The sequence below is a fragment of the Kitasatospora sp. NPDC052896 genome, from assembly GCF_044547075.1.
Taxonomy (GTDB): Bacteria; Actinomycetota; Actinomycetes; order Streptomycetales; family Streptomycetaceae; genus Kitasatospora.
Map to the genome: position 1 here is coordinate 258,574 of NZ_JBITZU010000001.1, position 22,688 is coordinate 281,261.

The window sequence follows — 22,688 nt, forward strand, 5'->3', positions numbered from 1 at the left end:
TGGCTTTCCTCCGTCTCTCAGCGCAGGCCGGGAATGAACTGGACGACCAGGTCGATCGCCTTGATCCCGATGAACGGCACGATCAGACCACCGAAACCGTAGATCCCGATGTTCCGCCGCAGCAACGAACTCGCGTCCGATGGCCGGTACTTCACCCCACGCAGGGCGAGCGGGATCAGGCCGATGATGACCAGGGCGTTGAAGATGATCGCCGAGGTGATCGCGGACTTCGGGCTGTGCAGCGCCATGATGTTCAGGTGCCCCAGGCCCGGGTACACGCTGGCGAACATGGCCGGGATGATCGCGAAGTACTTCGCGACGTCGTTGGCGATCGAGAAGGTGGTGAGCGCGCCACGCGTGATGAGCAGCTGCTTGCCGATCTCGACGATCTCGATCAGCTTGGTGGGGTTGGAGTCCAGGTCCACCATGTTGCCGGCCTCCTTGGCCGCCATGGTGCCGGTGTTCATCGCCACGCCCACGTCCGCCTGGGCCAGCGCGGGAGCGTCGTTGGTGCCGTCACCGGTCATGGCGACCAGCTTGCCACCTTCCTGCTCCTTCTTGATCAAGGCCATCTTGTCCTCGGGCGTGGCCTCGGCCAGGAAGTCGTCCACCCCGGCCTCGTCCGCGATCGCCTTGGCGGTCAGCGGGTTGTCACCCGTGATCATGATGGTCTTGATGCCCATCCGGCGCAGCTCGTCGAAGCGCTCCTTCATGCCCTCCTTGACGACGTCCTTCAGGTAGATGACGCCCAGGGCCCGGGGGGCGGCGCTGCCTCTGCGCTCGGCGACCACCAGGGGGGTGCCGCCGGCGCCGGAGATCCGGTCCACCAGCTCGTTGATGTCACCGCCGACCGTGCCGCCGTTCTCGGTGACCCAGTTGGCGACCGAGCCGGCCGCGCCCTTGCGGACCTGGTGCAGACCGTCGGCCTCGTCCAGGTCGACACCCGACATCCGGGTCTGCGCGGTGAACGGGACCCAGGTCGCGTGCGTCAACTCGCCCTGGACGCGGGCCCGCAGACCGTACTCGGTCTTCGCCAGCACCACGATCGAGCGGCCTTCCGGCGTCTCGTCCGCGAGGGAGGAGAGCTGGGCGGCGTTCGCCAGGTCGTCGGTGTTCACGCCCCCGGCCGGCAGGAACTCGGCGGCCTGCCGGTTGCCCAGCGTGATGGTGCCGGTCTTGTCCAGCAGCAGGGTGTTGACGTCACCGGCCGCCTCGACCGCGCGGCCCGACATGGCGAGCACGTTGCGCTGCACCAGTCGGTCCATGCCGGCGATGCCGATCGCGGAGAGCAGCGCGCCGATGGTGGTCGGGATCAGCGCCACGATCAGCGCGACCAGCACGATCAGTGTCTGCGGCGCCCCCGCGAAGGAGGCCATCGGCTGCAGGGTGACCACCGCGACCAGGAAGACGATGGTCAGCGAGGCCAGCAGGATGTTGAGCGCGATCTCGTTCGGCGTCTTCTGCCGGGCCGCGCCCTCGACCAGCGCGATCATCCGGTCGATGAACGACTTGCCGGGCTCGGAGGCGATCTTCACCACGATCCGGTCGGAGAGCACCTTGGTGCCACCGGTCACCGCGCTGCGGTCACCACCCGACTCGCGGATGACGGGAGCGGACTCACCGGTGATCGCCGACTCGTCCACGGAGGCGACGCCCTCGACGACGTCACCGTCGCCGGGGATGATCTCGCCGGCCTCGACCACCACGTGGTCGCCGAGCCGCAGCTCGGTACCGGCCACCGACTCCTCGGCCTGCGAGGCGGGCCAGTTGACCAGCCGCCGGGCCATCGTGTCGGTCTTGGTGCGGCGCAGCGTGTCGGCCTGCGCCTTGCCGCGGCCCTCGGCGACGGCCTCGGCCAGGTTGGCGAAGACCGTGGTCAGCCAGAGCCAGACGGTGATCGCCCAGGCGAACACCGAGGGGTGCGCGATCGCGGAGACGGTGGTGACCACCGAACCGACCTCGACCACGAACATGACCGGGTTCTTGACCATGACCCGCGGGTCGAGCTTCTTGACCGCGTCGGGGACCGCCGCGAGGAGGACCTTGGGATCGAGCAGGTTGCTGGCGGCCCGGTGCGGGACCACTTCCTCCTGCTGCGGGGGAACGGTGAGAGTGGGGGTGGACATCAGTGCAGACCCTCCGCGAGCGGCCCGAGGGCCAGGGCAGGGAAGTAGGTGAGGCCGACGACGATCAGGACGACGCCCGACAGCAGGCCCACGAACAGCGGCTTGTGGGTGGGCAGGGTGCCCGGGGTGGCGGGAACCGGCTGCTGCTGGGCGAGCGAGCCGGCCAGCGCCAGCACGAAGACCATCGGCAGGAACCGACCCAGGACCATCGCCAGGCCGAGCGCGGTGTCGTACCACGGCGTGTTCACCGTCAGACCACCGAACGCCGAACCGTTGTTGTTCGCCGCCGAGGTGAACGCGTACAGGATCTCGGAGAAGCCGTGCGCACCGGAGTTGAGCATCTGTGCCCGCTCACCGGGCAGCGCGATCGCGACACCCGCGCCGATCAGCACGATCGCCGGCGTGGTCAGGATGTAGAGGGAGGCGAACTTCATCTCCCGGCCGCCGAGCTTCTTGCCCAGGTACTCCGGGGTGCGCCCGACCATCAGGCCGGCCACGAAGACCGCCACGATCGCCAGGATCAGCATCCCGTACAGGCCCGAGCCGGTGCCGCCGGGGGCGATCTCGCCGAGCATCATGTCGAAGATCGTCACGCCGCCACCGCCGGGGGTGAGCGAGTCGTGCGCGGCGTCCACCGCACCGGTCGAGGTCAGCGTCGTCGAGGAGGCGAAGAGGCTGGAGGCCCAGAGGCCGAAGCGGACCTCCTTGCCCTCCATCGCCCCACCGGCCGCCTTCAGCGCCACACCGGCGGGGTGCGTCTCGAAGAAGGTCAGCGCCGCGGACGAGGCGACCCAGAAGAGCCCCATCACGGAGACGATCGCGTAGCCCTGGCGGTGGTCGCCGACCATCTTGCCGAAGGTGCGCGGCAGCGAGAACGAGATCACCAGCAGCAGGAAGATCTCCAGCCAGTTGGTGAAACCGGTCGGGTTCTCGAAGGGGTGCGCCGAGTTGGCGTTGAAGAAGCCACCACCGTTGGTGCCCAGCTCCTTGATGGCCTCCTGCGAGGCCACCGGACCGCCCGGGATCGACTGGGTGTCGCCGGCCAGCGTGGTCACCTGGTGGAACCCGTGCAGGTTCTCGATCGCACCGTTGGCCACCAGGACCAGCGCGAAGACGATCGACAGCGGCAGCAGCAGGCGCAGCACGATCCGGGTCAGGTCCACCCAGAAGTTGCCCACCCGGTCCGTCTTGGAGCGGGTGAAGCCCCGGATCAGCGTCGCCACCACGGCGATGCCGACGGCGGCCGAGACGAAGTTCTGCACCGCCAGGCCGGCCATCTGCACCAGGTGGCCCAGCGTCGACTCGCCGCCGTAGTCCTGCCAGTTGGTGTTGGTCACGAACGAGATCGCGGTGTTCCACGCGCTGTGCGGAGCCATCCCCTTGAAACCGAGGCTCAGCATCAGCTTGTCCTGCAGCCGCAGGAACGCGTAGAGGAAGACGACCGAGACCGCCGAGAAGGCCAGCACCGAGCGCAGGTAGCTCGGCCAGCGCTGGTCGGCGTCGCCGTCGACCCCGATCACCTTGTACAGACCGCGCTCCACCTTCAGGTGCTTGGCGGTGGTGAGGAGCTTGGCGATGTAGTCGCCAAGAGGGCGGTAACACAGGGCCAGCGCGCCCACCAGGGCAAGGGCCTGCAACCAACCCGCGAGAGTGGAGCTCATGTCAGAACTTCTCCGGGTAGATCAGCGCCACGACGAGGTAGCCGATGAGCGCGACGGCGATGACGAGACCTGCGATGTTCTCGACGCTCACAGCTTCTCCACCCCCCGGGCGATCAGAGCGAGGACGGCGAACACGACAACCGTGAGGCCGACGAAGACGAAGTCGAGCATGGGCTCCACCAAGGTGGTTGGGACCTGGCCGTGTACCTCCACGCGGGGCTTCACGACACCGGCGGCAGGCCGGCCCCAGTAGCAAACCGTCCGGATCCGGGCCGCAGAAGGTTCTTGACGCCCTCCATACGGGCCCCGTTCGATTGTTGACGGCCCTCATACGGTCCCGTTCGGCGCGGTCACGGGGGGATAACACGGCGATAACGCACTCGGCCCCGGACGATCGCGTCGTCCGGGGCCGGTGCGGGCGGGTACTGGCTCAGCCCTGCTTGCCGGTGCGGATCGGCTCGCGTTCGGGGCCGGCGGGCTCGCCGCGGCGGACCGCCCCGGGGGCGCGGCGGGCCGGATGGTCGGCGCGGGGGGCCGAGGAGAGCTGCCAGGGCACGCTGATCACCATCACGCCGGGGGTGAAGAGCAGCCGGCTCTTCAGCCAGAGCGCCGACTGGTTGTGCAGCAGGTGCTCCCACCAGCGGCCGACCACGTACTCGGGGATGAAGACGGCGACCACGTCGCGCGGGCTGTCGCGTTTGACCGAACGGACGTAGCCGACCACCGGCTTGGTGATCTCCCGGTACGGCGAGTCCAGCACCTTGAGCGGCACCCGGACGTCGTAGTCCGACCACTTCTGCTTGAGCTCGTCCATCGACTCCTTCTCCACCGCGACGGTGACCGCCTCCAGGGTGTCCGGCCGGAACGCCTCGGCGTAGCCCAGCGCCCGCAGGGTCGGCTTGTGCAGCGTGGAGACCAGCACGATGCCGTGCACCTTGGACGGGTGGACCGACTCGGCCTTCGGGTCCACCACCGCCAGCTCGTCGGCGACCGCGTCGTAGTGCCGCCGGATGCCGCGCATCATCACCCAGAGCACCACCGCGGCCAGCACGGCGAGCCAGGCGCCCTGGGTGAACTTGGTGATCAGCACGATCACCAGCACCAGCGCGGTGACGACCGCGCCGAAGCCGTTGATCACCCGGGAGCGCTGGGCGGCGCCCCGCACGGCCGGGTCGGTCTCGGTCGCCAGCGTCTCGTTCCAGTGCCGGACCATGCCGATCTGGGAGAGCGTGAAGGAGGTGAAGACGCCCAGGATGTAGAGGTGGATCAGGCTGGTGACGTTGGCTCCGTACAGCCAGAGCAGGCCGGCGTTGACCACGGCCAGCGCGATGATCCCGTTGGAGAAGGCCAGCCGGTCGCCGCGGGTGTGCAGCTGCCGGGGCAGGTAGCGGTGCTGGGCGAGGATCGAGGCGAGCAGCGGGAACCCGTTGAACGCGGTGTTCGCCGCCAGGATCAGGACCAGCGCGGTGGCCGCCTGGATGTAGAAGAAGAGCGGGCTGTGGTCACCGCCGAAGATCGACGAGGCCAGCTGGGCGATCACGGTCGGCTGCGAGGCGGTGTGGCAGTCGCCCGGGAAGCCCACCAGCTGGCAGGTGTCGTTGGTCTTGTGGACCTTGGCGACCAGTGACAGCGCGGTGATCCCGGCGAACATCACCACGGCGGTCAGGCCCATCACCGTCATCGTGGTGGCGGCGTTGCGCGACTTGGGCTTGCGGAAGGCCGGCACCCCGTTGGAGATCGCCTCGACCCCGGTGAGCGCGGTGCAGCCGGAGGCGAAGGCGCGCAGGGCCAGCAGGACGAGGGCGGCCCCGGCCAGGGTGTTGGCGCTGCCCTCCGGGGTGATCGGGTACTTGGCGCTGGCGGCCACCGGCGGGTGCCCGAGCGCCGCCTGGACCAGACCGGTGATCACCATCAGCAGGATGCCGAAGATGAAGAGGTAGGTCGGGGCGGCGAAGGTCTTGCCGGACTCCCGGACCCCGCGCAGGTTCATCGCGGCCAGCAGCACCACGAACCCGATCGCCATCCCCACCCGGGCGCCGCCGATGCTGGGGAACGCCGAGATGATGTTGTCCACCCCGGAGGCCACCGAGACCGCCACCGTCATCACGTAGTCGACCAGCAGCGCGGCGGCCACCACCAGGCCGGCCCGCGGGCCGAGGTTGCTGCTCACCACCTCGTAGGAGCCGCCGCCGTCCGGATAGGCGTACACGACCTGGCGGTAGGACATCACCACCACCGCCATCAGCACGACGACACCGAGCGCGATCCACGGGGTCAGGTGGAGGAACACGGTGCCACCGATGGTGAGCACCAGGAGGATCTCCTCGGTGGCGTAGGCCACCGAGGAGAGCGGGTCGGACGCGAAGATCGGCAGGGCCAGGCGCTTGGGGAGCAGGGTCTCGCCCAGCTCCTCGCTGCGCATGGCCCGGCCGATGACGAGGCGCTTGAGCGCGGCGGGGACGTTGAACACAAGCGGAGCGTAAGCGTCCGTGCCGCTTGGGTAATGGCAGACGCGCGGGGGCCGGCCGCCGGAGAGGCCCGGCGCGCCACTACATCCGCAGCCGCAGTCGGCAGACCACCGCGTCGGTGCCACGGCGCAGCGCCCGGTCGATCAGTGCGCCGCGCTGGTTCTGCAACGCCCGCTGCCAGAGCCGGACCGGCTCGACCTCCGGGATCAGCACGGTGATCCGGTCGTACGCGTGCTCGGCGCCGAGCTCGTTGACGAAGCCCACCAGCGGCCGGCCGAGCCGCCGGTGCGCGTCCGGCACCCGGACCAGCGGCACACCGGGCTGCCAGAGGTCCCAGTCGCGCAGCAGCGCGTCGGTGGCCTGCTGGTCCTCGGAGTCCGGCTCGGTGTGCACGACGGTCACCGCCAGCACCTCGTCGCCGAGCGAGACGGCCGCCGAGAGCGCGTCCCTGGTCATCCGGGAGATCCCCATCACCGGCACCACCACCAGCGAGCGCTGCCGGGTGACCGGGCCGGGGATCCGGCCCAGCTCCAGCCGCTCGCCGATCCGTGCGTACGCCCGGTGCACCGCCTCGAAGAGCAGCACCAGCAGCGGCAGCGCGACCACGATCCCCCAGGCGCCCTCGGTGAACTTGGTGCCGGTGACCACCAGGGTCGCGACCCCGGTCAGCACCGCGCCGAAGCCGTTCAGCAGGGCCTTCCCCCGCCAGCCGGCCGCCCGGGTCAGGTACCAGTGCTTCACCATGCCGACCTGGCAGATCGTGAAGCCGACGAAGACGCCGATCGAGAAGAGCGGCACCAGGCTGTTGACGTCGCCGCCCGAGCCGACCAGCAGCACCGCCGAGGCCAGCGCCAGGAAGAGCACGCCGTGCCGGTGCACCTGGTGGTCGGCGCGCAGCGCGAAGACGTGCGGCAGGTGGTTGTCGCGGGCCAGCAGCCGCATCAGCACCGGCAGCCCGCCGAAGGAGGTGTTGGCCGCCAGCGCGAGCAGGACCACGGTGGCGAACTGCACCAGGTAGAAGCCGAAGCCGTGGCCGAGCGAGGCGTCCGCCAGCTGGGCGAGCAGGGTCACTCCCTCCACCGGCTGGAGGTGGAAGCGGCCGATCAGCACCGCCAGTCCGATCAGCATCAGGCCGAGCAGCGCGCCCAGTGCGAGCTCGGTGTGCTGGGCCCGCTTGACCCGCGGCGCGCGGAACGACGGCACGGCGTTGGCCACCGCCTCCACCCCGGTCAGCGCCGAGCAGCCGGAGGCGAAGGCCTTGAGCAGCAGCAGCGCGCCCACGCTCGTCGCGTTGCCGGCCAGCACCGAGGCGTGGCCGGCGGCGGCCGCCGTGCTGGCCGGCGCCGAGCGGAACAGGCCGACCACGATGATCGCCATGATCGACAGCACGAAGACCGCGGTGGGTGCCATGAACCAGCGGGCCGACTCGGCGATGCCGCGCAGGTTGACCGCGGTGACCACGACCAGCACGGCCAGGCAGAGCCAGACCCGGTCGGCGTAGAGGCCGGGGAACGCCGAGGTCAGCGCGGCCACCCCGGCGGTGACGGAGACCGCGACGTTCAGGATGTAGTCGATCACCAGCGAGGCGGCGGCGGTGAGCGCGGTGCGCCGGCCGAGGTGGGTCTTGGCCACCGCGTACGAGCCGCCGCCGTCCGGGAAGGCCGCGATCACCTGACGGTAGGAGGCGGTCAGCACCGCCAGCAGCAGGGCGATCGCGGCGGTGATCGGGAGGGCGAAGCCGAGGCCGTAGGCGCCGGCCGCGGCGAGCACCAGCACGATCGACTCCGGGCCGTACGCCACCGAGGCCATCGCGTCGAGGGAGAGGGCGGCCAGGCCGCCCAGCGCGGTGAGCTTGTCGCGGTCGCGGTCGTGCTCGGGACCGGCGGCCGGGCGCTCGGCGGGGCCGGCCGCGGGGTCCGCGGTGAGGACGTGGCCGGTGGCTTCGTCGGGGGTGGGTGACATCGGGCGGACCTCCGCGCTCGGGTACGCGTGGAATCGTCTCCGCGGCTCCGGGACCGCCGTCCGCCCGATACGCGTTCGATACGCCGGACCGGGGTTCCTTGACGGTGCTCTGACGCCGGGCCACCGGCCCGCGCGGTGCGCGTGGTGAAGCCCCCGACGCCGGTGGCACTCGGCGCCGGGGGCGCTCCGGGGCGCTCCCGCGGGAGCGTTCAGCGGCCGCCCGCGCGGCGGCCGTGGTTTGCCTTCTTCCGCCGGCGGTCCTTCTTCTTGCGGGCCCGTTTGGACATCGACTCTCCTCCTCGTTCGGTGGTCCGTGTTCCCCGTTCGGGCTTCCGTGCCGTCAGCCCGCTCAGGCCCGGGTCTCCAACAGGTCGGCGAGCTTGGCCAGCCGGCGCTGCGAGCGCTCCTCCTGCACGATCTGCGCGGTCGGCGCGATGTCACCGCCGTCGTAGTACGCGCCGTTGGTGAGCGGGAAGCGCGGGTCGCAGAGCCGGACCACGGCCGCCGCGCCCTCGGCCGGCGGTGCGCCGACCCGTCCGTACAGCGGCAGCAGCGCGGTGTCGCACAGACCCGGGTTGACGCTGACCGCGGTCACCCCGGAGTCCTCGGGCGCCATGTCGCGGGTGGCCATGGTGAGCGCGAGTTGTGACTGCGCGTAGGCGGCGACCCGGGAGTACTTGCGCACCCGGTTGGGGTCGTTCCAGTTCATCGCGGCGGTGCGGTGCAGCGAGGAGGAGACGTTGACGATCCGGGCCGCGCCGGCCGCGGCGAGCGGCGCCCGCAGCAGCTTCGCCAGCAGGTGGGCGGCGAGGAAGTTGACCTGGAACGAGATCTCGTTGCCGTCGTCGGTCAACGTGCACCGCTCGGGCGCCATCACCGCGGCGTTGTTGACCAGCAGGTCGAGCGCCGGGAACGCCTCGGCGACCGCGGCGGCCAGCCCGGCCACCTCGGAGAGCCGCGCGAAGTCGGCGGCCAGCAGGTGGAACCGGTCCTCCGGCAGGCCGGTCGCGACGAGCCGGGCGACGGCGTCCACGCCCTCCCGTTCGGTCCGGGCGTGCACGACGACGGTGGCGCCCGCCTCGGCCAGCAGCCGGGCGGTCTCCCAGCCGATCCCCGAGGAGGCACCGGTGACCAGGGCGCCCCGGGTGGGCAGGGCAGGGGAAGAGACGGACATCGAACCCATCCAAGGGTGAAGTGGTTTGACGCGGACCGGAGTTGACACCGGACCGCCGAAGGGTGCCGCGCGTTCGACGCGGGCGCGGTCGTGCCGGATCTGACAGCTGTGGCCAACTCAGCTAACTGGCAAGGCAGTTGGACGCGCCAGCTGATTGGCGTGACCGCGCCGGCTGATCAGCGGGCGACCTCGGTCAGCGCGCGCAGGCCAGCCAGCGCCCGCGGATGCGGCGGGCGGTCATGATGGCGGGCGACGCGGAACATGCCTTCCATCCAAGGACATTGCGGGCGGCCGGACAAGTCCGACGCGCCGCCCCTGACAGAACCCTGACGCCGGCCCCGCCCCTTCACCCCGCCCAGTGCCGGTGGCCGGCCCGGATCCGGCGGCGCGGCAGCACGGCCGGGAGCGCGGCCAGCAGCGCCGCGCCCGTCAACAGGCCCATGCGCAACGGCTCGACGCCGTGCCCGGCCCGGCCGAGCGTGGCGTGGCGGTGTGCCGCGAGCCCGTTGCAGAAGAGCCAGCCGACCCCGCCGATCAACGGGCCGCGGGCGGGACGGGCCGAGGGGTTCATCGGCGGCCGACTCAGCGACTCGGGGCCGGTTCGAGCGGCAGGTGCCAGGTGTTGCGCCGTTGGACCTCGGCCAACTCCCTTTGCAGCGCGAGCCGTGGCACGGTCAGCACCGGACAGCCGGCCCGGCGCACGCAGTAGGAGGTCACCGACGGGCGGAGCAGCCGGCACAGCGGGCCGGGGCGGCCCGCGCCGACCACCAACAGGTCGTCCGACCGGTCGGCGGCCCCCACCAGCACCACGCCCGGCTCGCCGCGAACCGCCACGCACTCCAGCGGGACACCCGGGTCGCCGGTGGGGAACGCCTCCGTCACCGCGGCCAGCATCCGCTCGACGGCCGCGTCGCGGCAGGCCGAGACCAGTGGTGGGCAGGGCGAGCGGCGGAAGCTGTACTCGCCGCCCGGCGGGACCCAGGCGAGCACGGCCAGCAGCGCGGCGTCCGTCCGGCGGGCCTCGGCCACGGCCCGGTGCAGCGCCGCGAGGCTCCCCAGCGAACCGCTCACACCGACGACGATCCGCCGCTGCTCGGACATGGCCGCCCTCCTCCTGGTCGCTCTGGACGCGATGCCTCCAGCAAACCGGGGAACCGCGGGCGGTGAAGCGCCCTTGACGCTTCCCTGACGGCCACGGCGGCCTTCCGAACGCCGCTCTGACGGCGGCTGGAAGCAGGAATCGAAGGGGCGGGGCGAGCCGGAAGTCCCGGCGGGCGCCGGTTGGGAAGACGATCAGCTCGGATGGACCCAGCCCGGAGGCTGCGCACCGTCGACCCCGCCCCGCGACGTCCCGGGCCCCGCCGAGGAGCGGACGAAGCGTCAGGTCGTGCCGGACGGGCTGTTACATGGCGGTGACGGTTCCAGGATGGTGGGCGAACCATTCCTCTGACAGGATCTTCACATCGCAGCCGCCGAGTCCCACGAACGAGCAGCGGGTCACCCCGCGCTCATTCGCAGCGCACTGACTCCGCGCTCATCCGCAACGAATTTCCGGGGGGAAATCACCATGCTCGCACGCCCGTTCGCTCGCCGCTCCCGCCTGCTGGCCGCCACCGCGCTCGTCCTCGCCACCGGCACCGCCGCGCTCGCACCCGCGACCGCCTTCGCCGCCACCCCGGCCCCCGGTGCTCCCGCGCAGAGCGACGCCAAGCCCCTGGTCGCCCAGCTGTCGGCGCCCTCGTCGGTGACCCCGCTGACCCGCGGCGGCAGCACCGAGGCCCTGACGCTGACCGTCACCAACAACTCCGACCAGGCGCAGCCGTTCAACCCGTCGGTCGCCGCCACGCCGGTGGGCTCCCCCGCGAGTGGACTGGACTGGATCAACTTCGACGCCAAGGCGATCTCCGCGCCGGCCACCTGGGCCCAGTCGAACTGGCGGAACGACGGGTTCCACGGCTACGTCGTGCCCGACCACCACATGACCTCGTCGCCCTTCATGGTGCCGGCCCACGAGACCTACAGCTGGTCGGTCTCCTTCGGTGTGACGGCCGCCCTCCCCTCGGATGACATCGCCCTCAAGCTCAGCCTGGCGAACGACGTGGACGACAGCACCAACGGTGACCCCGTGACGCTGCCGATCGCCGCCCCCGCTGGTGCGCTCGTCCAGAGCTTCTCGAACTTCTCGGGCACCGTCTCGTACCAGAAGCCGTTCGAGACCGACCTCATCCTGACCAACAACGGCTCGGACATCGACTCGGCGATCAACCCCACTCTCCGCTTCGGCGCCACCCAGCCGGTCCAGGCCACCTTCGGCCTGGAGGTGTGGCAGGACGACAGGTGGGTCTCGGTCCCGGGCTCGGGCGCCCTCTGGCAGCTGCCGCCGGTGACCGCCGGTCTCGCCAAGGGCGCGAGCCACCAGTACAAGCTGCGGCTCTCGCTCACCAGCTTCACCGGGCCGGGGACCACCCTCCTCGACTGGCTCAGCCTCACCCCGGACACCAACCAGGGCTCGGTGGACGTCGACGCGAAGGCCTTGCTGACCGTGAACGGCACCCCCCTCTCGCCCTCCTCCGGCGACCAGACCGGGCAGCCGGGCCCGACCTCGCCGACCTCGCCGACCACCACGACCGGCAAGCCGGTCGCCCCGGTCTCGGACACCTCCGCCACGACCCCGGCCCCCGTGGCCGCCTCCGGCCCGACCCAGACGTCCGCCGCGCCGGTCGTTCCGGCGTCGGACTCCCCCTCCGCCCCGACCACCACCACGCTCGCCAGCGACACCACCACGCCCGCCGCCGCCAACCTCGCCTACACCGGTGCCGGTGACACCCCTGCCCTGCTCGGCGTGGGTGGAGCCCTCGTCGTGCTCGGCGCCGGCGCGGTCCTCTACGCCCAGCGCCGGCGCGCGAAGGCACAGGGCTGACCAGCGGCCCGATGCTGTCGATCCGGGACGTGAGTTGATCCGGGTGATCCGGGTATCCGGGCGTGAGTGACGGCGGTCCCCGAGACCAGATTCTCGGGGACCGCCGTTGCCGCGCGGGGAGGGTGTCGATGCCGATGCGGCCGATCACCCCGGGAGACGAAGACCTCGTTGCCCGAAGGCAGTTGGCGGTCCGACCTGGGGGCCGGTCGGGCCCGTTCCGCTCCGACGGGAAGTGCGCGGTCCTGCTCCCGACACGGGGAGGGAACCCGACCTGGTCGCCGGCTCGGCCGGCAGGCGGTACGGACCTGGACCGACGGCCCGTGCCAAGTGCCCGGACGGCGCCATGGAGGCGACGGGACGGGCGGTTCGCCGAGGCGCCCGGCGAGCGAGCCCGTTGCTCGCCCGGGACCCGGAGCACCCAACAGAACGGCCCCTGATCCGCGTTTCCGCAGATCAGGGGCCGTTCTCTATCCTGTGGCTGGTGCAGGGTTCGAACCTGCGTAGCTTGCGCGACAGATTTACAGTCTGCTCCCTTTGGCCGCTCGGGCAACCAGCCAGGATTGGTGTCTCCCGGGGGCCTTGCCCCGTTCGACTCGGTAAACGATACCTGATGAGTGGGGGTGCTCCGCCACTCGATTGGTCACGCGATGATCAAGACGCTGGGGCCGGGTGGGGCTGGATAGGCTGGGCCCGTGACCTGCCCCGCACGTGCGGGGACCATGCCGCCGACACCACAAGGAGACCACCACAGATGGCCGACTCCAGTTTCGACATCGTCTCGAAGGTCGAGAAGCAGGAGGTCGACAACGCGATCAACCAGACCTCCCGCGAGATCGCCACCCGCTACGACTTCAAGAACGTCGGGGCCACCATCGGCTGGACCGGCGACAAGATCGAGATGAAGGCCGACGGCGAGGAGCGGGTCAAGGCCATCCTCGACATCCTCCAGTCCAAGCTGATCGCCCGGAAGGTCTCGCTGAAGGCGCTGGACGCCGGCGAGCCGCAGCTGTCCGGCAAGGAGTACAAGATCTTCGCGACCATCAAGGAGGGCATCTCCCAGGAGGACGCCAAGAAGGTCTCGAAGATCATCCGCGACGAGGGCCCGAAGGGCGTCAAGGCGCAGATCCAGGGCGACGAGCTGCGGGTGTCCTCGAAGAGCCGCGACGACCTGCAGGCCGTGCAGGTGCTGCTCAAGGGCAAGGACCTGGATTTCGCCGTCCAGTTCGTGAACTACCGGTGAACCGGGATTGAACTTCTGACGGTCGGCTACCCCGGTCGGCGTAGCGACCAGGGTGACGCCGACGGCCGGCCGGGGAGCGTTCCTGGGCAAGGGCGGCGCGGAGGGCGGCGCGGTCGCGGCGCCCTCGCCCGCTGTGGCGGGCCGGTCGGCCACGGCGTTTCCTGAGAATTGCATGTGCCGCGCCGCCGGGCCCGCCGCAGGGCAAGGGTCCCTGGGACCGACCAAGTCGGTCGGTGCGCGAAAAATGGGTGTGCCGTACTCAGTGATTCTTAAAGAATCCACTGCTACGTTGACCCGGCTCGCCCCACCTGACCTCGTGAAGGGGACGCCACCGGTGACCAGCCTGTTCCGCTCCGCTCGCCAGTCGGCCGCCTCGATCCGGCCGGAGCCGCTGCGTGCCACCGAGCCCGCCGCCGCGGGGTGGAGAGCCCGACTGGCCTACGCCCGCCAGAAGGCCCAGTACCTGCGGATGCTGGCCTGGCCGGTCTACTTCTACTCGCTCTGGCGGTACATCGCCGACAACGGCCTGCCGTACCAGAACGACGTGGTCTTCCTCTGGCTGATCGGCGCGCTGAGCGCCGCCGCCGTGCACAGCGGCCGGCGGTTCGGCTGGCTGCGGGTGCTGCGCGACTGGATACCGGTGATGGCGGCGGTCTGGGCGTACTCGCTGCTGCGCGGGTACGGCGCGCACACGCCGTGGGCCGTGCACTGGGCGCCGCAGCTGGCCTTCGACCGCGCGGTCGGCTTCGGGCAGGTGTGGACCGTACGGCTGCAGCACTGGCTGTACACGCCCGGCCACCCGCACTGGTACGACTACGTGGTCACCACGGTCTACATGTCGCACTTCTTCACCGTCTTCGTGGTGATGGCGGTGCTCTGGCGCCGGCGGCACGACCGCTTCACCCGGCTGGTGGCCCTCTACCTGGCGCTGACCTTCGCCGGGTTCGCGACGTACATCCTCTACCCGGCCGACCCGCCGTGGCTGACCAGCCAGGCCGGGCACATCCCGGCCGTCACCCGGGTCGTCTCGGACGTGCTGACGCAGAGCGGGCTGCCGCGGGCCGGATCGATCTTCGAGAACGGCAGCCAGTTCGACAACGACGTGGCCGCGATGCCCTCGCTGCACGCCGCTTACCCGATGATGCTGGCGCTCTTCTTCTGGCCCACCGCCGGGCGGAAGCTGCGGGTGCTGCTGGTCGCGTACCCGCTGGCGATGGCGTTCAGCCTGGTGTACGGCGCCGAGCACTTCGTGATCGACATCCTGATGGGCTGGCTGTACGCCACCGTGATCGTCCTCGGGCTGAACCGGCTGCTGGACCGCCGGGCCGCCCGCAAGGCCGCGAAGGCGGCGGTGGACGGAGGGGAGGGCGACGGCCGACGGGAGGAGCTGCGGCAGCTGGCCCACGGAACGGCCGCGCGGACGGCGACGGATCACGAGGCCGCGCACGAGGCCGGGCACGAGGACGAGGGCGGGGACGACGAGCCCGCGGTGCTGTTGAACGAACGTGAGCTGCTGAAACGGCGCTGAGCGGCCCCTGCGGGAATTGGGCACCCCCTGGGGCCGTGGCGGGGCGGGCGGGCAGACTGGACGCGTGCCCACTTCTCCTCGCCCCACCGCCGAACAGCTCGCCGCCGCCCAGGACGTCACCATCCCCGACGTCTCCGCCCCTGACCTGCAGGTGCTGTTCTGCGGCATCAACCCCGGCCTGTGGTCCGGCGCCACCGGCCACCACTTCGCCCGCCCGGGCAACCGCTTCTGGCCCGCGTTGCACCGCTCCGGCTTCACCCCGGCCCAGCTGCGGCCCGAGCAGCAGCAGGAGCTGCTCGGCCTGCGGCTGGGCATCACCAACGTGGTCGCCCGGGCCAGCGCCAAGGCCGACGAGCTGACCTGGGACGAGCTGCGCGAGGGCGGCGCCGCGCTGGCCGAACGGGTGACCCGGCTGCGGCCACGGGCGCTGGCGGTGCTCGGGATCGGCGCCTACCGGACGGCCTTCGGCCGGCCGCGCGCGAGGATCGGGCGGCAGCCGGCCGACCAGCTCCCGGACGAGCTGGGCGGCGGGGCCGGCGGTACCGAGGTCTGGGTGCTGCCCAACCCGAGCGGGCTCAACGCGCACTACAGCCTGGACGCGCTGGCCGAGCGGTTCCGCGAGCTGCGCGAGGCGCTGCCGGCCGAGTAGGCGAGTTCCATGAAGGGGATGCTCGGTGGCGCCAACACCGGCAAGATGATCGTCCAGGTCGGCACCCCGTCCTGAACTTCCGCCTACCGCACGTGAGTTCCGCGGAACCGGGCCGCGTAGCCGGACGGCGGGACGCCGAGGTGGCGCAGGAAGACCCGGCGCAGCGTCTCGTCGCTGCCGAACCCCGACCGCCGAGCCGTGCCGGCCACCGTCTCGCCGCCCTCCAGGAGCCCACGGGCGGCCTCCAGTCGGACCAGCTCGACGTAGCCGGCCGGCGTGCTGTCCAGTTGGGCCCGGAACAGCCGGGTGAGTTGACGGACACTCAGACCGGCCAGGGCGGCCAGCGAGGTGGTCGAGTGGTCGGCGGCCGGGTCGGCGAGGACGGCGTCCAGCACGGCGCGCAGCGCGTCGTGCCGCGGCCGCGGGGTGCGCGCCGGGACCGAGAACTGTGACTGCCCGCCCGGCCGTTGCATGAAGACCACCAGGTCACGGGCGACCTCACGGGCTGCCTCGGGGCCGCGGTCCTCCTCGACCAGGGCCAGCGCCAGGTCGATCCCCGCGGTGACGCCGGCCGAGGTCAGCACCCGGCCGTCGCGGACGTAGATGGCGTCCGGCTCGACGGTGATCCGGGGGTAGCGCCGGCGCAGCGCGGCCGCGTGCCGCCAGTGCGTGGTGGCCCGGCGGCCGTCCAGCAGACCGGCCTCGGCCAGCACGAAGGCGCCGGTGCAGACCGAGGCCACCCGGCGCGCGGAGCCGGCCAGCGCGACCGCGGCGGCCAGCACCTCGCCGGCGGCGAGGCCGGTCAGGCCGTCCGGCAGGGTCGGCGCACCGGGGATCAGCACGGTGTCCGCCCGAACCGCGAAGGCGTCGGCGGTCACCGCCAGGACGGTGCCGGTCGCGGCGGTGACCGGGCCCCCGCCCGGCGAACAGAGCACCACCTGGTACCCGCCGGCGGTGTCGAACACCTCCAGCGGCGCGGCGACGTCCAGCAGCCGGACCCCGTCGTAGCCGAGGACCGCGACCAACGGTCGCCGCCGGGCGGGTGGTGGGCTCTGCCTGCTGGTCATCCTTCGAGGATAGGCCGCGGCGATGGCCGGATCTGTGGGCATGGTGTCCATCCGGTCATGGCCGGGCGACCGGCCGCGCTGCGAGAGTCGAGCCATGACAGAGCGACCGACCCAGCGACCGACCGAACGACCGCCCCTCCCCCCGTTCACCGAGGCCACCGCCCGCGAGAAGGTGCGGGCCGCGGAGGAGGCCTGGAACAGCCGCGACCCCGAACGGGTCGCCCTCGCCTACACCGAGGACTCCGAGTGGCGCAACCGCGACCTCTTCCTGCGCGGCCGGGCGGAGATCGTCGCGTTCCTGCGCGCCAAGTGGCAGCGCGAGCTCGACTACCGGCTGCGCAAGGAGCTGTGGTCGTACACCGGCAACCGGATCTCGGTCCGCTTCGAGTACGAGTGGCACGACGCGCCCGGGCAGTGGTGGCGCAGCTACGGCAACGAGCAGTGGGAGTTCGACGAGCACGGCCTGATGCGCCGCCGCTACGCCAGCATCAACGACCTGGCGATCGACCCCGCCGACCGCCGGCTCCTCGACTGACCGAGGAGCCGGCGGCGGGGTGGCGGGCGGCGGCGTCAGCGGCCGACCTCCAGCAGCGCGGCCACGGCGTCCGCACTGCCCGCCGCCAGGAGGTCGTCCTCGGGGATGCGTATGCCGTACTCGCTCTCCAGGATCACGGAGAGTTCGAGCATCACCAGGGAGTCGAGTTCGATCTCGAAGAAGCCGGTCGAAGGGGTGATGGCCTCGTCCATCGAGAACCTCTCCGCCAGGATTCCGACGATGCGGTCGGCAACAGCACTCATGATCTCTTCGCCTTTCGATGACGGTCGAGTGGTGTCCACAGGGACCGGCTACCGGTCGCCGAGCACTGGGGCGACCTTGATGTCCGGCCAACTCACGGCGGCGGAACCCCAGTTCAGCCCGGCACCGAAGGCCGTCAGCAGCACCCGGTCACCGGTGCCGAGCGTGCCGCGGGCCGCCGCGTCGGTCAGGGCCAACGGGATCGACGCGGCCGAGGTGTTGCCGACCCGGTCGAGGTGGACCAGCACCCGCTCGCGGTCGACCGCCAGCAGCTCGGCGACCGTCCGGAGGATCCGGACGTTCGCCTGGTGCCCGACGAATCGGTCCACGCTCGCCGCCTCCCAGCCGACCCGCCGGAGCAGCCGGGCCGAGGAGGCGCTCATGTGCTTCACCGCGTGGGTGAAGATGTCCTTGCCGCGCAGGAGGAGCAGGTTGTCCTCGTCCCGCGGCGGCTCCCGGTGCGAGCGCTGCCGGGAGCCGCCGGCCGCGAGCAGCCCCAACTCCCTGAACCGGCCGTCGCCGCCGAGGTCGAAGCCCTGGAAGGCGCCCGGCTCGGCCGGGTCACCGGCCCTGAGCACGGCGGCGCCGGCGCCGTCGCCGAAGATGACCGCCGAGGCGCGGTCCTCGTGGTTCAGCCGGGTGGACCAGATGTCCGCCCCGATCACCAGCACCCGCTCCGCCGTGCCGGCAGCGATCGCGCCCGCCGCGTTGGCCAGGCCGTAGACGAAGCCCGCACAGGCCGCCGAGAGGTCGTAGGCCCACGGGGCGCCCACGCCGAGCCTGGTCGCGATCTCGGGTGCGGTGGCGGGCATCGGCTGGTCGGGCGTGCTGGTCGCCAGGATCACCAGGTCGACCGTGTCGGCTCCGGCCGACTCCAGCGCCCGTTCCCCGGCCGCCACCGCGAGGTCGCCGGTCACCGTGCCGGGGTCGGCCCAGTGGCGCTGGTGGATCCCGGTCCGGGTGCGGATCCAGGCGTCGTCGCCGCCGACCAGCTCGGCGAGCTCGGCGTTGGAGACGATCCGCGGCGGCACCATGCCGCCGATCCCCTGCAGTACGGCGGCGCGGGTCACGACGCACCGCCGGGCAACCGGTGGGTCGCCGAGCACCGGAAGCCCAGGTGCTCGAGCTCCCCGACGACGTCGACGGTCCGCCAGGTCTCACCGCTCCGGGTGGTGAGCAGCCGCGGCTCGGCCAGCCGGACCGCGAGTTCGGCGCGGCGCACCGGCCGGTACGGATCGCCGATCTCCAGGACGGCCTGTCGCATCCAGAGCGTGTCGCTCTCGGCCCGGCTGACCGAGTCCAGCCCGTAGAGCAGGATCTGGCCCAGCTGGATCCCGGCGACGAAGGCGTCGAGGATCGAGGTCGCGCCGTGGCTGTAGCTCTCCAGGCCCTGGACCGGCAGGCCCGCCGGCGCCGTGGAACGGGTGCTGACCAGCGCGGTCGCCCGGCCGGCGGCCAGGTCCACCCGGAGGTCCTCGACGAGCTGCGTCTTGGTGCGGTGCGCGGCGGCGAAGGGGCGCAGCCTGGCCGGGCCGAGCAGCGCGTCGGGATGGTGGTGGTGGGCCGGTGCCACGGTGGGCACGGCCGGGCGCGGCGGGTGCTCGACCTCGCACCGCACCCGCAGCGCGCCCACCCGGCAGTGCACCAGCGTGGTCCGCTCGGTCTGCGGCGTGGCCGCCGCGTGGACCTGGAAGTCGGCCAGCTCCTTCTCGACCGGGTTCGTCCCGGCCTGGATCCGGACCCGTCTCAGGCGGAGTTCGCCGCGCTGCCGCAGGTCCAGCCCCAGCGCGTGGGTCAGGTGGAGCTCGGCCATCTCACCCGCGATCAGCAGCACGTCGACGCTGCTGAGGTGCGGAACCCGGTCGGCGTCGCCCTTCCGGGACCAGTCCTGCGGGTAGCCGACCGACGCCCGGGCGCTGCCGGTGCCCCCGCCGTCCGGCCCCGGCGTCAACCGGATGTCCGCCAGGCGCTGTTCGGCCCGCCGGTAGCCGCCGCCGAAGAAGCGGCGCTCACCGGGCCCCAGGTAGTCGTCCACCGTGGCCCGGTGCAACACCTCGGACGTTGCTGTGGTGCCGGTCATCTCACTCCCCGTGTGTGGTAGCTGGACTTCTCCGTTGGTCGGTCGGGGCGGATCCGCTCGGTCTCGAGCCGCAGGTCCTGCCGGTCGTAGTCGGCCCGCGCCCGCCGGACCGCCTCGGCCGTCGGGATGAGCCGGGGCAGGTCGAACAGCTCGGTGATGCGCTCCAGGCGCTGCTCGACCGGGCCGCCGACGACGTGGTACGGCACTCCCAGTTCGTCGAGGGTGCGCAGCAGCAGCTCGTCGCAGCGCCGGCGGAACCGCGCGTTCATCGGGCGGTGGCCGTCGGCGACGATCGGCAGCTCGTCGCGCAGGTGCACGAAGCAGTCGTAGGTCCGCGCGACGTGCTGCTTGAACGCGACGCCGTACTGGATCATCACCTGCTCGAAGAAGTCCGTCTCCGGTGTCCGGGGCACCGCTTCGCCCTCCGCCAGGTGGGCCGTGGCGGTCGGGTTGACGCCCTCCGACACCCGCAGGGTCCCGTAGGTCCATTCCTGCAGGGAGGACCCGTCGGACACGAACCCGTCACCGAGCAGGCGCTCGTGCACCGCGCGCTCGACGTGACGTCGCATCACCAACTGGAGGAACTCCGGCCAGGTGCACTCCGCCAGCGGCTTCCCCGGCACCGCTTCGGGGAGGATCTCCCGCATCGTCCTGGCGACCGTCCGCGGCAGGCCCGTCAGGTGCGAAAGTGCCAGCACCGTAAGGGTCTTGCCGGAGGAGTACGTACCCGAGACTGACAACCTCACCTTCGCACCCTCATTCCGGGTGGTCGGACGGCAACGTGTCGAGTGGTCCCGGCATCCGCGCCGAGCGGGCCGGTCCCGCCGCCGCCTCCGACGTTAGTTCGCGCTCACCCGGGGACGGCAGTGTCGGATCATGGTGGTGCCAGGACCACCAGGCACCGGGGGCCGGCGACCGGACGGACGGAACGGGGGCGGGCGACGCACGTGGCGTCACCCGCCCCCACGAAGAGGAACGGCCCGGATCCGTCGAGGAGTCATGCCGCCCGATCGTCCGACCGATCGAACCGCCGCATCTCGAACTGCCGCATGGCGAACTTGAGTTTGGTCGCCGTCGCGGTCTCCTGGTCCGGCGCGTAGAGGTGGAGCCGGAGGTCGGGGGCCTCGGTGAGCTCCAGGGAGGTGTGCTCGAAGGTCATCCGGCCGAACCTGGGGTGCTCGACGACCCTGCTCTCCCGGGGGGCCAGGCTGATTTCGTGCCGCTGCCAGAGCCTTTCGAATATCGGGCTCTCGGCGCGCAGCCGGCGGGCCAGCTCGGTGAAACCACGGTCCTCCGGATAACGCGCGGCCTGCGCCCGGAAGAAACCGATCAACTCGCTGGCGACGGCCTCGGCGTCCGGAAATCTGGTCCGCCACTCGTCGTCCAGGAAGAAGCGGACCACCTCGTTGACGTTTCCGTCGGCCAGCCCGAACACCTCGCCGGCCGCGCTGTTGAACACCGGGATGTTGCCGTAACGGTCGACCAGTTTCGCCGGGAAGGGCATCCAGCGGTCGACGATGCGCTGGAGCCTGGGCGAGACCCGACCGGCGTCGGCGCCACGGGGCAGCGGCGAGTGGAGCCCCGCCAGCCGGTGCAGGTGGGCGCGTTCCGGCTCGTCCAGCCGCAGCGCCCGGCTCACCGCGTCCAGCACGCTCGGCGAGACCTTGATGTCCCGACCCTGTTCGAGCCACGTGTACCAGGACACCCCGATACCCGCGAGCACCGCCACCTCTTCGCGCCGGAGGCCGGGCGTGCGGCGCAGACCGACCGAGGACAGGCCGACCTCCTCCGGCTTGAGCGCGGCACGTCTACTTCGCAGAAAGTCCCGAAGTTCCGCTCGCCTGGTGCGCGAGGAACTCCACCCGCTCGAAACGTTTCCCATGATATTCAGTCTAGCCTCGGCACTTTCCGGAGAAACCGGCGCGCGAATATCTACCGAGAAGTAGAAATATACCCGGGAGTCATTGGGACGGGCTCGGCGCGATACCACCGAGTTGCCCGGCCGAACTGCCGGACCGGTTTCCCCCGGCCCGTCACCGCAGGTCAGCGGTGACCGCCGGGGGGGGGGGGGGGGGGGGGGGGGGGGGGGGGGGGGGGGCCGCCCCCCCCCCCCCCCCCCCCCCCCCCCCGCCACCGGCCTGACTACTGACGGGTCGCCTCGAAGGCGGCCAGGGCCTCCTCGGCGGTGACCGGGGTGAACGGCTCGAGGGCGGCGACCTCGAAACGGGACAGGCGCAGGTACCGCTCGTCGGTCTCGGGCAGGGTCCAGCTGTGCTCGGTGCGGGCTTTCGGTGCGGAGGGAGCGGCTGGACGGATATCCATTGCGTGTACACGCACACGATGCTTGGTGTGTGCGCACACACGCACCTCGGTACGGGGAGCGGCCCAGGCCGAGCCGACCTCGACCACCCGGCGAGAGCCGTGAACGAAACCCGGGAGCGTCCGGCGCCGGCCGGATCACCGACAACTGATCTGCGACCAGGCCGACATCACACGTTCGAGTTCAACAGCGCGGCAGTGGTTGGGGGGTGCCGGGCATGGGACGATTGCACCATGAAGGTGATCGACTTCGTCCTCAACGTGATCTGGTTGGTTCTCTGCGGCATCTGGATGGCCATTGGATATGCCATCGCGGGAATCGTGTGCTGCCTGCTTGTTATTACCATCCCATTCGGCGTGGCGAGCTTCAGAATTTCGGGCTACGTGCTGTGGCCGTTCGGGCGGACCACCGTGGCACGGCCGGACGCGGGGGTGCCGTCGCTGATCGGCAACGTCATCTGGTTCGTCTTCGCGGGGTGGTGGTTGGCGCTCGCGCACATCGCCACCAGCATCCCGTTGTTCGTCTCCATCGTCGGAATCCCGTTCGGCTGGGCGAATCTGAAGCTGATCCCGGTCTCGCTGATGCCGCTGGGCCGGGAGATCGTCCCCAGTGATCGGGGGTTCGCCGGCCGCTGAGCACGGCCGGCGGCACCGGACGACGTGCCAGCGGCGGCCCATGACGGCGTGCCATGACGGCG

General features: G+C 71.5%; 22 protein-coding genes and 1 tRNA gene. 6 read left to right on the top strand and 17 right to left on the bottom strand.

The window, feature by feature from the left end:
* Positions 1-17: 17 nt before the first annotated feature.
* The 9 genes from kdpB to ACIGXM_RS01230 all read right to left on the bottom strand — a co-directional run bounded on the left by kdpB (position 18) and on the right by ACIGXM_RS01230 (position 10,492).
* On the bottom strand, positions 18-2,126 hold the full coding sequence (kdpB, locus tag ACIGXM_RS01190; protein ID WP_396555528.1) for a potassium-transporting ATPase subunit KdpB: 2,109 nt from the start codon (positions 2,124-2,126) through the stop codon (positions 18-20).
* On the bottom strand, positions 2,126-3,787 hold the full coding sequence (kdpA, locus tag ACIGXM_RS01195; RefSeq protein ID WP_396555530.1) for a potassium-transporting ATPase subunit KdpA: 1,662 nt from the start codon (positions 3,785-3,787) through the stop codon (positions 2,126-2,128). Before kdpA ends, kdpB begins: the two co-directional genes overlap by 1 nt.
* Position 3,788: 1 nt before the next feature.
* A complete protein-coding gene (gene kdpF / locus ACIGXM_RS01200; protein ID WP_396555532.1) occupies positions 3,789-3,878 on the bottom strand; it encodes a K(+)-transporting ATPase subunit F in 90 nt (29 codons plus the stop codon).
* Between the two features lie 339 nt (positions 3,879-4,217).
* Positions 4,218-6,209 (bottom strand): APC family permease, encoded by a 1,992-nt coding sequence (locus ACIGXM_RS01205; RefSeq protein WP_396557312.1) that lies wholly within the window; start codon positions 6,207-6,209, stop codon positions 4,218-4,220.
* A 127-nt stretch (positions 6,210-6,336) separates the two neighbouring features.
* Positions 6,337-8,217 carry an APC family permease gene (locus ACIGXM_RS01210; RefSeq protein ID WP_396555534.1) on the bottom strand — a complete coding sequence of 627 codons (1,881 nt, stop codon included), beginning with the start codon at positions 8,215-8,217 and terminating at the stop codon, positions 6,337-6,339.
* A gap of 209 nt (positions 8,218-8,426) precedes the next feature.
* Positions 8,427-8,504 carry a 50S ribosomal protein bL37 gene (locus ACIGXM_RS01215; RefSeq protein WP_396557314.1) on the bottom strand — a complete coding sequence of 26 codons (78 nt, stop codon included), beginning with the start codon at positions 8,502-8,504 and terminating at the stop codon, positions 8,427-8,429.
* 62 nt (positions 8,505-8,566) lie between these two features.
* Complete coding sequence (locus tag ACIGXM_RS01220; RefSeq protein WP_396555536.1) at positions 8,567-9,391, bottom strand: SDR family NAD(P)-dependent oxidoreductase; 825 nt, start codon at positions 9,389-9,391, stop codon at positions 8,567-8,569.
* A gap of 346 nt (positions 9,392-9,737) precedes the next feature.
* Complete coding sequence (locus ACIGXM_RS01225) at positions 9,738-9,962, bottom strand: hypothetical protein (RefSeq protein ID WP_396555538.1); 225 nt, start codon at positions 9,960-9,962, stop codon at positions 9,738-9,740.
* An 11-nt stretch (positions 9,963-9,973) separates the two neighbouring features.
* Entirely contained in the window at positions 9,974-10,492 is a 519-nt protein-coding gene (locus ACIGXM_RS01230) for a universal stress protein (protein WP_396555540.1), read from the bottom strand.
* Positions 10,493-10,958: 466 nt separating this feature from the next.
* On the opposite strand from ACIGXM_RS01230, the gene ACIGXM_RS01235 reads away from it, so the two are divergent.
* Positions 10,959-12,311 (top strand): hypothetical protein, encoded by a 1,353-nt coding sequence (locus tag ACIGXM_RS01235; protein WP_396555542.1) that lies wholly within the window; start codon positions 10,959-10,961, stop codon positions 12,309-12,311.
* A gap of 475 nt (positions 12,312-12,786) precedes the next feature.
* Here the strand turns inward: ACIGXM_RS01235 and ACIGXM_RS01240 are convergent.
* Positions 12,787-12,867 (bottom strand) — tRNA-Tyr (locus ACIGXM_RS01240).
* 195 nt (positions 12,868-13,062) lie between these two features.
* Between ACIGXM_RS01240 and ACIGXM_RS01245 the strand changes: the two genes are divergently transcribed.
* The 3 genes from ACIGXM_RS01245 (at position 13,063) to mug (ending at position 15,728) form a co-directional block, all read left to right on the top strand.
* The gene (locus ACIGXM_RS01245) at positions 13,063-13,551 is read left to right on the top strand and encodes a YajQ family cyclic di-GMP-binding protein (RefSeq protein WP_396555544.1); all 489 of its coding nucleotides are present in this window, start codon (positions 13,063-13,065) and stop codon (positions 13,549-13,551) included.
* A 334-nt stretch (positions 13,552-13,885) separates the two neighbouring features.
* Positions 13,886-15,079, top strand: a complete 1,194-nt coding sequence (locus ACIGXM_RS01250) for a phosphatase PAP2 family protein (protein WP_396555546.1) — start codon at positions 13,886-13,888, stop codon at positions 15,077-15,079.
* 64 nt (positions 15,080-15,143) lie between these two features.
* Complete coding sequence (gene mug, locus ACIGXM_RS01255) at positions 15,144-15,728, top strand: G/U mismatch-specific DNA glycosylase (protein WP_396555548.1); 585 nt, start codon at positions 15,144-15,146, stop codon at positions 15,726-15,728.
* Positions 15,729-15,811: 83 nt separating this feature from the next.
* Here mug and ACIGXM_RS01260 read toward each other — a convergent pair whose 3' ends face one another.
* A complete protein-coding gene (locus ACIGXM_RS01260; RefSeq protein WP_396555550.1) occupies positions 15,812-16,795 on the bottom strand; it encodes a GlxA family transcriptional regulator in 984 nt (327 codons plus the stop codon).
* Between the two features lie 94 nt (positions 16,796-16,889).
* Between ACIGXM_RS01260 and ACIGXM_RS01265 the strand changes: the two genes are divergently transcribed.
* Positions 16,890-17,330 carry a nuclear transport factor 2 family protein gene (locus ACIGXM_RS01265; protein WP_396555552.1) on the top strand — a complete coding sequence of 147 codons (441 nt, stop codon included), beginning with the start codon at positions 16,890-16,892 and terminating at the stop codon, positions 17,328-17,330.
* Positions 17,331-17,365: 35 nt separating this feature from the next.
* Here ACIGXM_RS01265 and ACIGXM_RS01270 read toward each other — a convergent pair whose 3' ends face one another.
* The 6 genes from ACIGXM_RS01270 to ACIGXM_RS01295 form a co-directional block, all read right to left on the bottom strand.
* Positions 17,366-17,593: an acyl carrier protein gene (locus ACIGXM_RS01270; protein ID WP_396555554.1), complete on the bottom strand. Its 228-nt coding sequence runs from the start codon at positions 17,591-17,593 to the stop codon at positions 17,366-17,368.
* Between the two features lie 48 nt (positions 17,594-17,641).
* Positions 17,642-18,661 carry a beta-ketoacyl-ACP synthase 3 gene (locus tag ACIGXM_RS01275; protein WP_396555556.1) on the bottom strand — a complete coding sequence of 340 codons (1,020 nt, stop codon included), beginning with the start codon at positions 18,659-18,661 and terminating at the stop codon, positions 17,642-17,644.
* The gene (locus ACIGXM_RS01280; protein WP_396555558.1) at positions 18,658-19,671 is read right to left on the bottom strand and encodes an AvrD family protein; all 1,014 of its coding nucleotides are present in this window, start codon (positions 19,669-19,671) and stop codon (positions 18,658-18,660) included. The genes ACIGXM_RS01275 and ACIGXM_RS01280 overlap by 4 nt, the downstream gene beginning before the upstream one ends.
* A complete protein-coding gene (locus ACIGXM_RS01285; RefSeq protein WP_396555560.1) occupies positions 19,668-20,417 on the bottom strand; it encodes an AAA family ATPase in 750 nt (249 codons plus the stop codon). The genes ACIGXM_RS01280 and ACIGXM_RS01285 overlap by 4 nt, the downstream gene beginning before the upstream one ends.
* 251 nt (positions 20,418-20,668) lie before the next feature.
* Complete coding sequence (locus ACIGXM_RS01290; protein WP_396555562.1) at positions 20,669-21,553, bottom strand: helix-turn-helix transcriptional regulator; 885 nt, start codon at positions 21,551-21,553, stop codon at positions 20,669-20,671.
* Positions 21,554-21,813: 260 nt separating this feature from the next.
* The gene (locus tag ACIGXM_RS01295; protein ID WP_396555564.1) at positions 21,814-21,993 is read right to left on the bottom strand and encodes a hypothetical protein; all 180 of its coding nucleotides are present in this window, start codon (positions 21,991-21,993) and stop codon (positions 21,814-21,816) included.
* Positions 21,994-22,224: 231 nt separating this feature from the next.
* Between ACIGXM_RS01295 and ACIGXM_RS01300 the strand changes: the two genes are divergently transcribed.
* Positions 22,225-22,626 carry a YccF domain-containing protein gene (locus ACIGXM_RS01300; protein ID WP_396555566.1) on the top strand — a complete coding sequence of 134 codons (402 nt, stop codon included), beginning with the start codon at positions 22,225-22,227 and terminating at the stop codon, positions 22,624-22,626.
* Positions 22,627-22,688 lie beyond the last annotated feature (62 nt).

Excerpts from the sequence above, each read along its gene's own strand:
- kdpB (WP_396555528.1), bottom strand. The coding sequence starts at position 2,126 with ATGTCCACCCCCACTCTCACCGTTCCCCCGCAGCAGGAGGAAGTGGTC.
- kdpA (WP_396555530.1), bottom strand. The coding sequence starts at position 3,787 with ATGAGCTCCACTCTCGCGGGTTGGTTGCAGGCCCTTGCCCTGGTGGGC.
- ACIGXM_RS01205 (WP_396557312.1), bottom strand. The coding sequence starts at position 6,209 with ATGCGCAGCGAGGAGCTGGGCGAGACCCTGCTCCCCAAGCGCCTGGCC.
- ACIGXM_RS01210 (WP_396555534.1), bottom strand. The coding sequence starts at position 8,217 with ATGTCACCCACCCCCGACGAAGCCACCGGCCACGTCCTCACCGCGGAC.
- ACIGXM_RS01215 (WP_396557314.1), bottom strand. The coding sequence starts at position 8,504 with ATGTCCAAACGGGCCCGCAAGAAGAAGGACCGCCGGCGGAAGAAGGCA.
- ACIGXM_RS01220 (WP_396555536.1), bottom strand. The coding sequence starts at position 9,391 with ATGTCCGTCTCTTCCCCTGCCCTGCCCACCCGGGGCGCCCTGGTCACC.
- ACIGXM_RS01225 (WP_396555538.1), bottom strand. The coding sequence starts at position 9,962 with ATGAACCCCTCGGCCCGTCCCGCCCGCGGCCCGTTGATCGGCGGGGTC.
- ACIGXM_RS01230 (WP_396555540.1), bottom strand. The coding sequence starts at position 10,492 with ATGTCCGAGCAGCGGCGGATCGTCGTCGGTGTGAGCGGTTCGCTGGGG.
- ACIGXM_RS01235 (WP_396555542.1), top strand. The coding sequence starts at position 10,959 with ATGCTCGCACGCCCGTTCGCTCGCCGCTCCCGCCTGCTGGCCGCCACC.
- ACIGXM_RS01245 (WP_396555544.1), top strand. The coding sequence starts at position 13,063 with ATGGCCGACTCCAGTTTCGACATCGTCTCGAAGGTCGAGAAGCAGGAG.
- ACIGXM_RS01260 (WP_396555550.1), bottom strand. The coding sequence starts at position 16,795 with ATGACCAGCAGGCAGAGCCCACCACCCGCCCGGCGGCGACCGTTGGTC.
- ACIGXM_RS01265 (WP_396555552.1), top strand. The coding sequence starts at position 16,890 with ATGACAGAGCGACCGACCCAGCGACCGACCGAACGACCGCCCCTCCCC.
- ACIGXM_RS01270 (WP_396555554.1), bottom strand. The coding sequence starts at position 17,593 with ATGAGTGCTGTTGCCGACCGCATCGTCGGAATCCTGGCGGAGAGGTTC.
- ACIGXM_RS01280 (WP_396555558.1), bottom strand. The coding sequence starts at position 19,671 with ATGACCGGCACCACAGCAACGTCCGAGGTGTTGCACCGGGCCACGGTG.
- ACIGXM_RS01290 (WP_396555562.1), bottom strand. The coding sequence starts at position 21,553 with ATGGGAAACGTTTCGAGCGGGTGGAGTTCCTCGCGCACCAGGCGAGCG.
- ACIGXM_RS01295 (WP_396555564.1), bottom strand. The coding sequence starts at position 21,993 with ATGGATATCCGTCCAGCCGCTCCCTCCGCACCGAAAGCCCGCACCGAG.
- ACIGXM_RS01300 (WP_396555566.1), top strand. The coding sequence starts at position 22,225 with ATGAAGGTGATCGACTTCGTCCTCAACGTGATCTGGTTGGTTCTCTGC.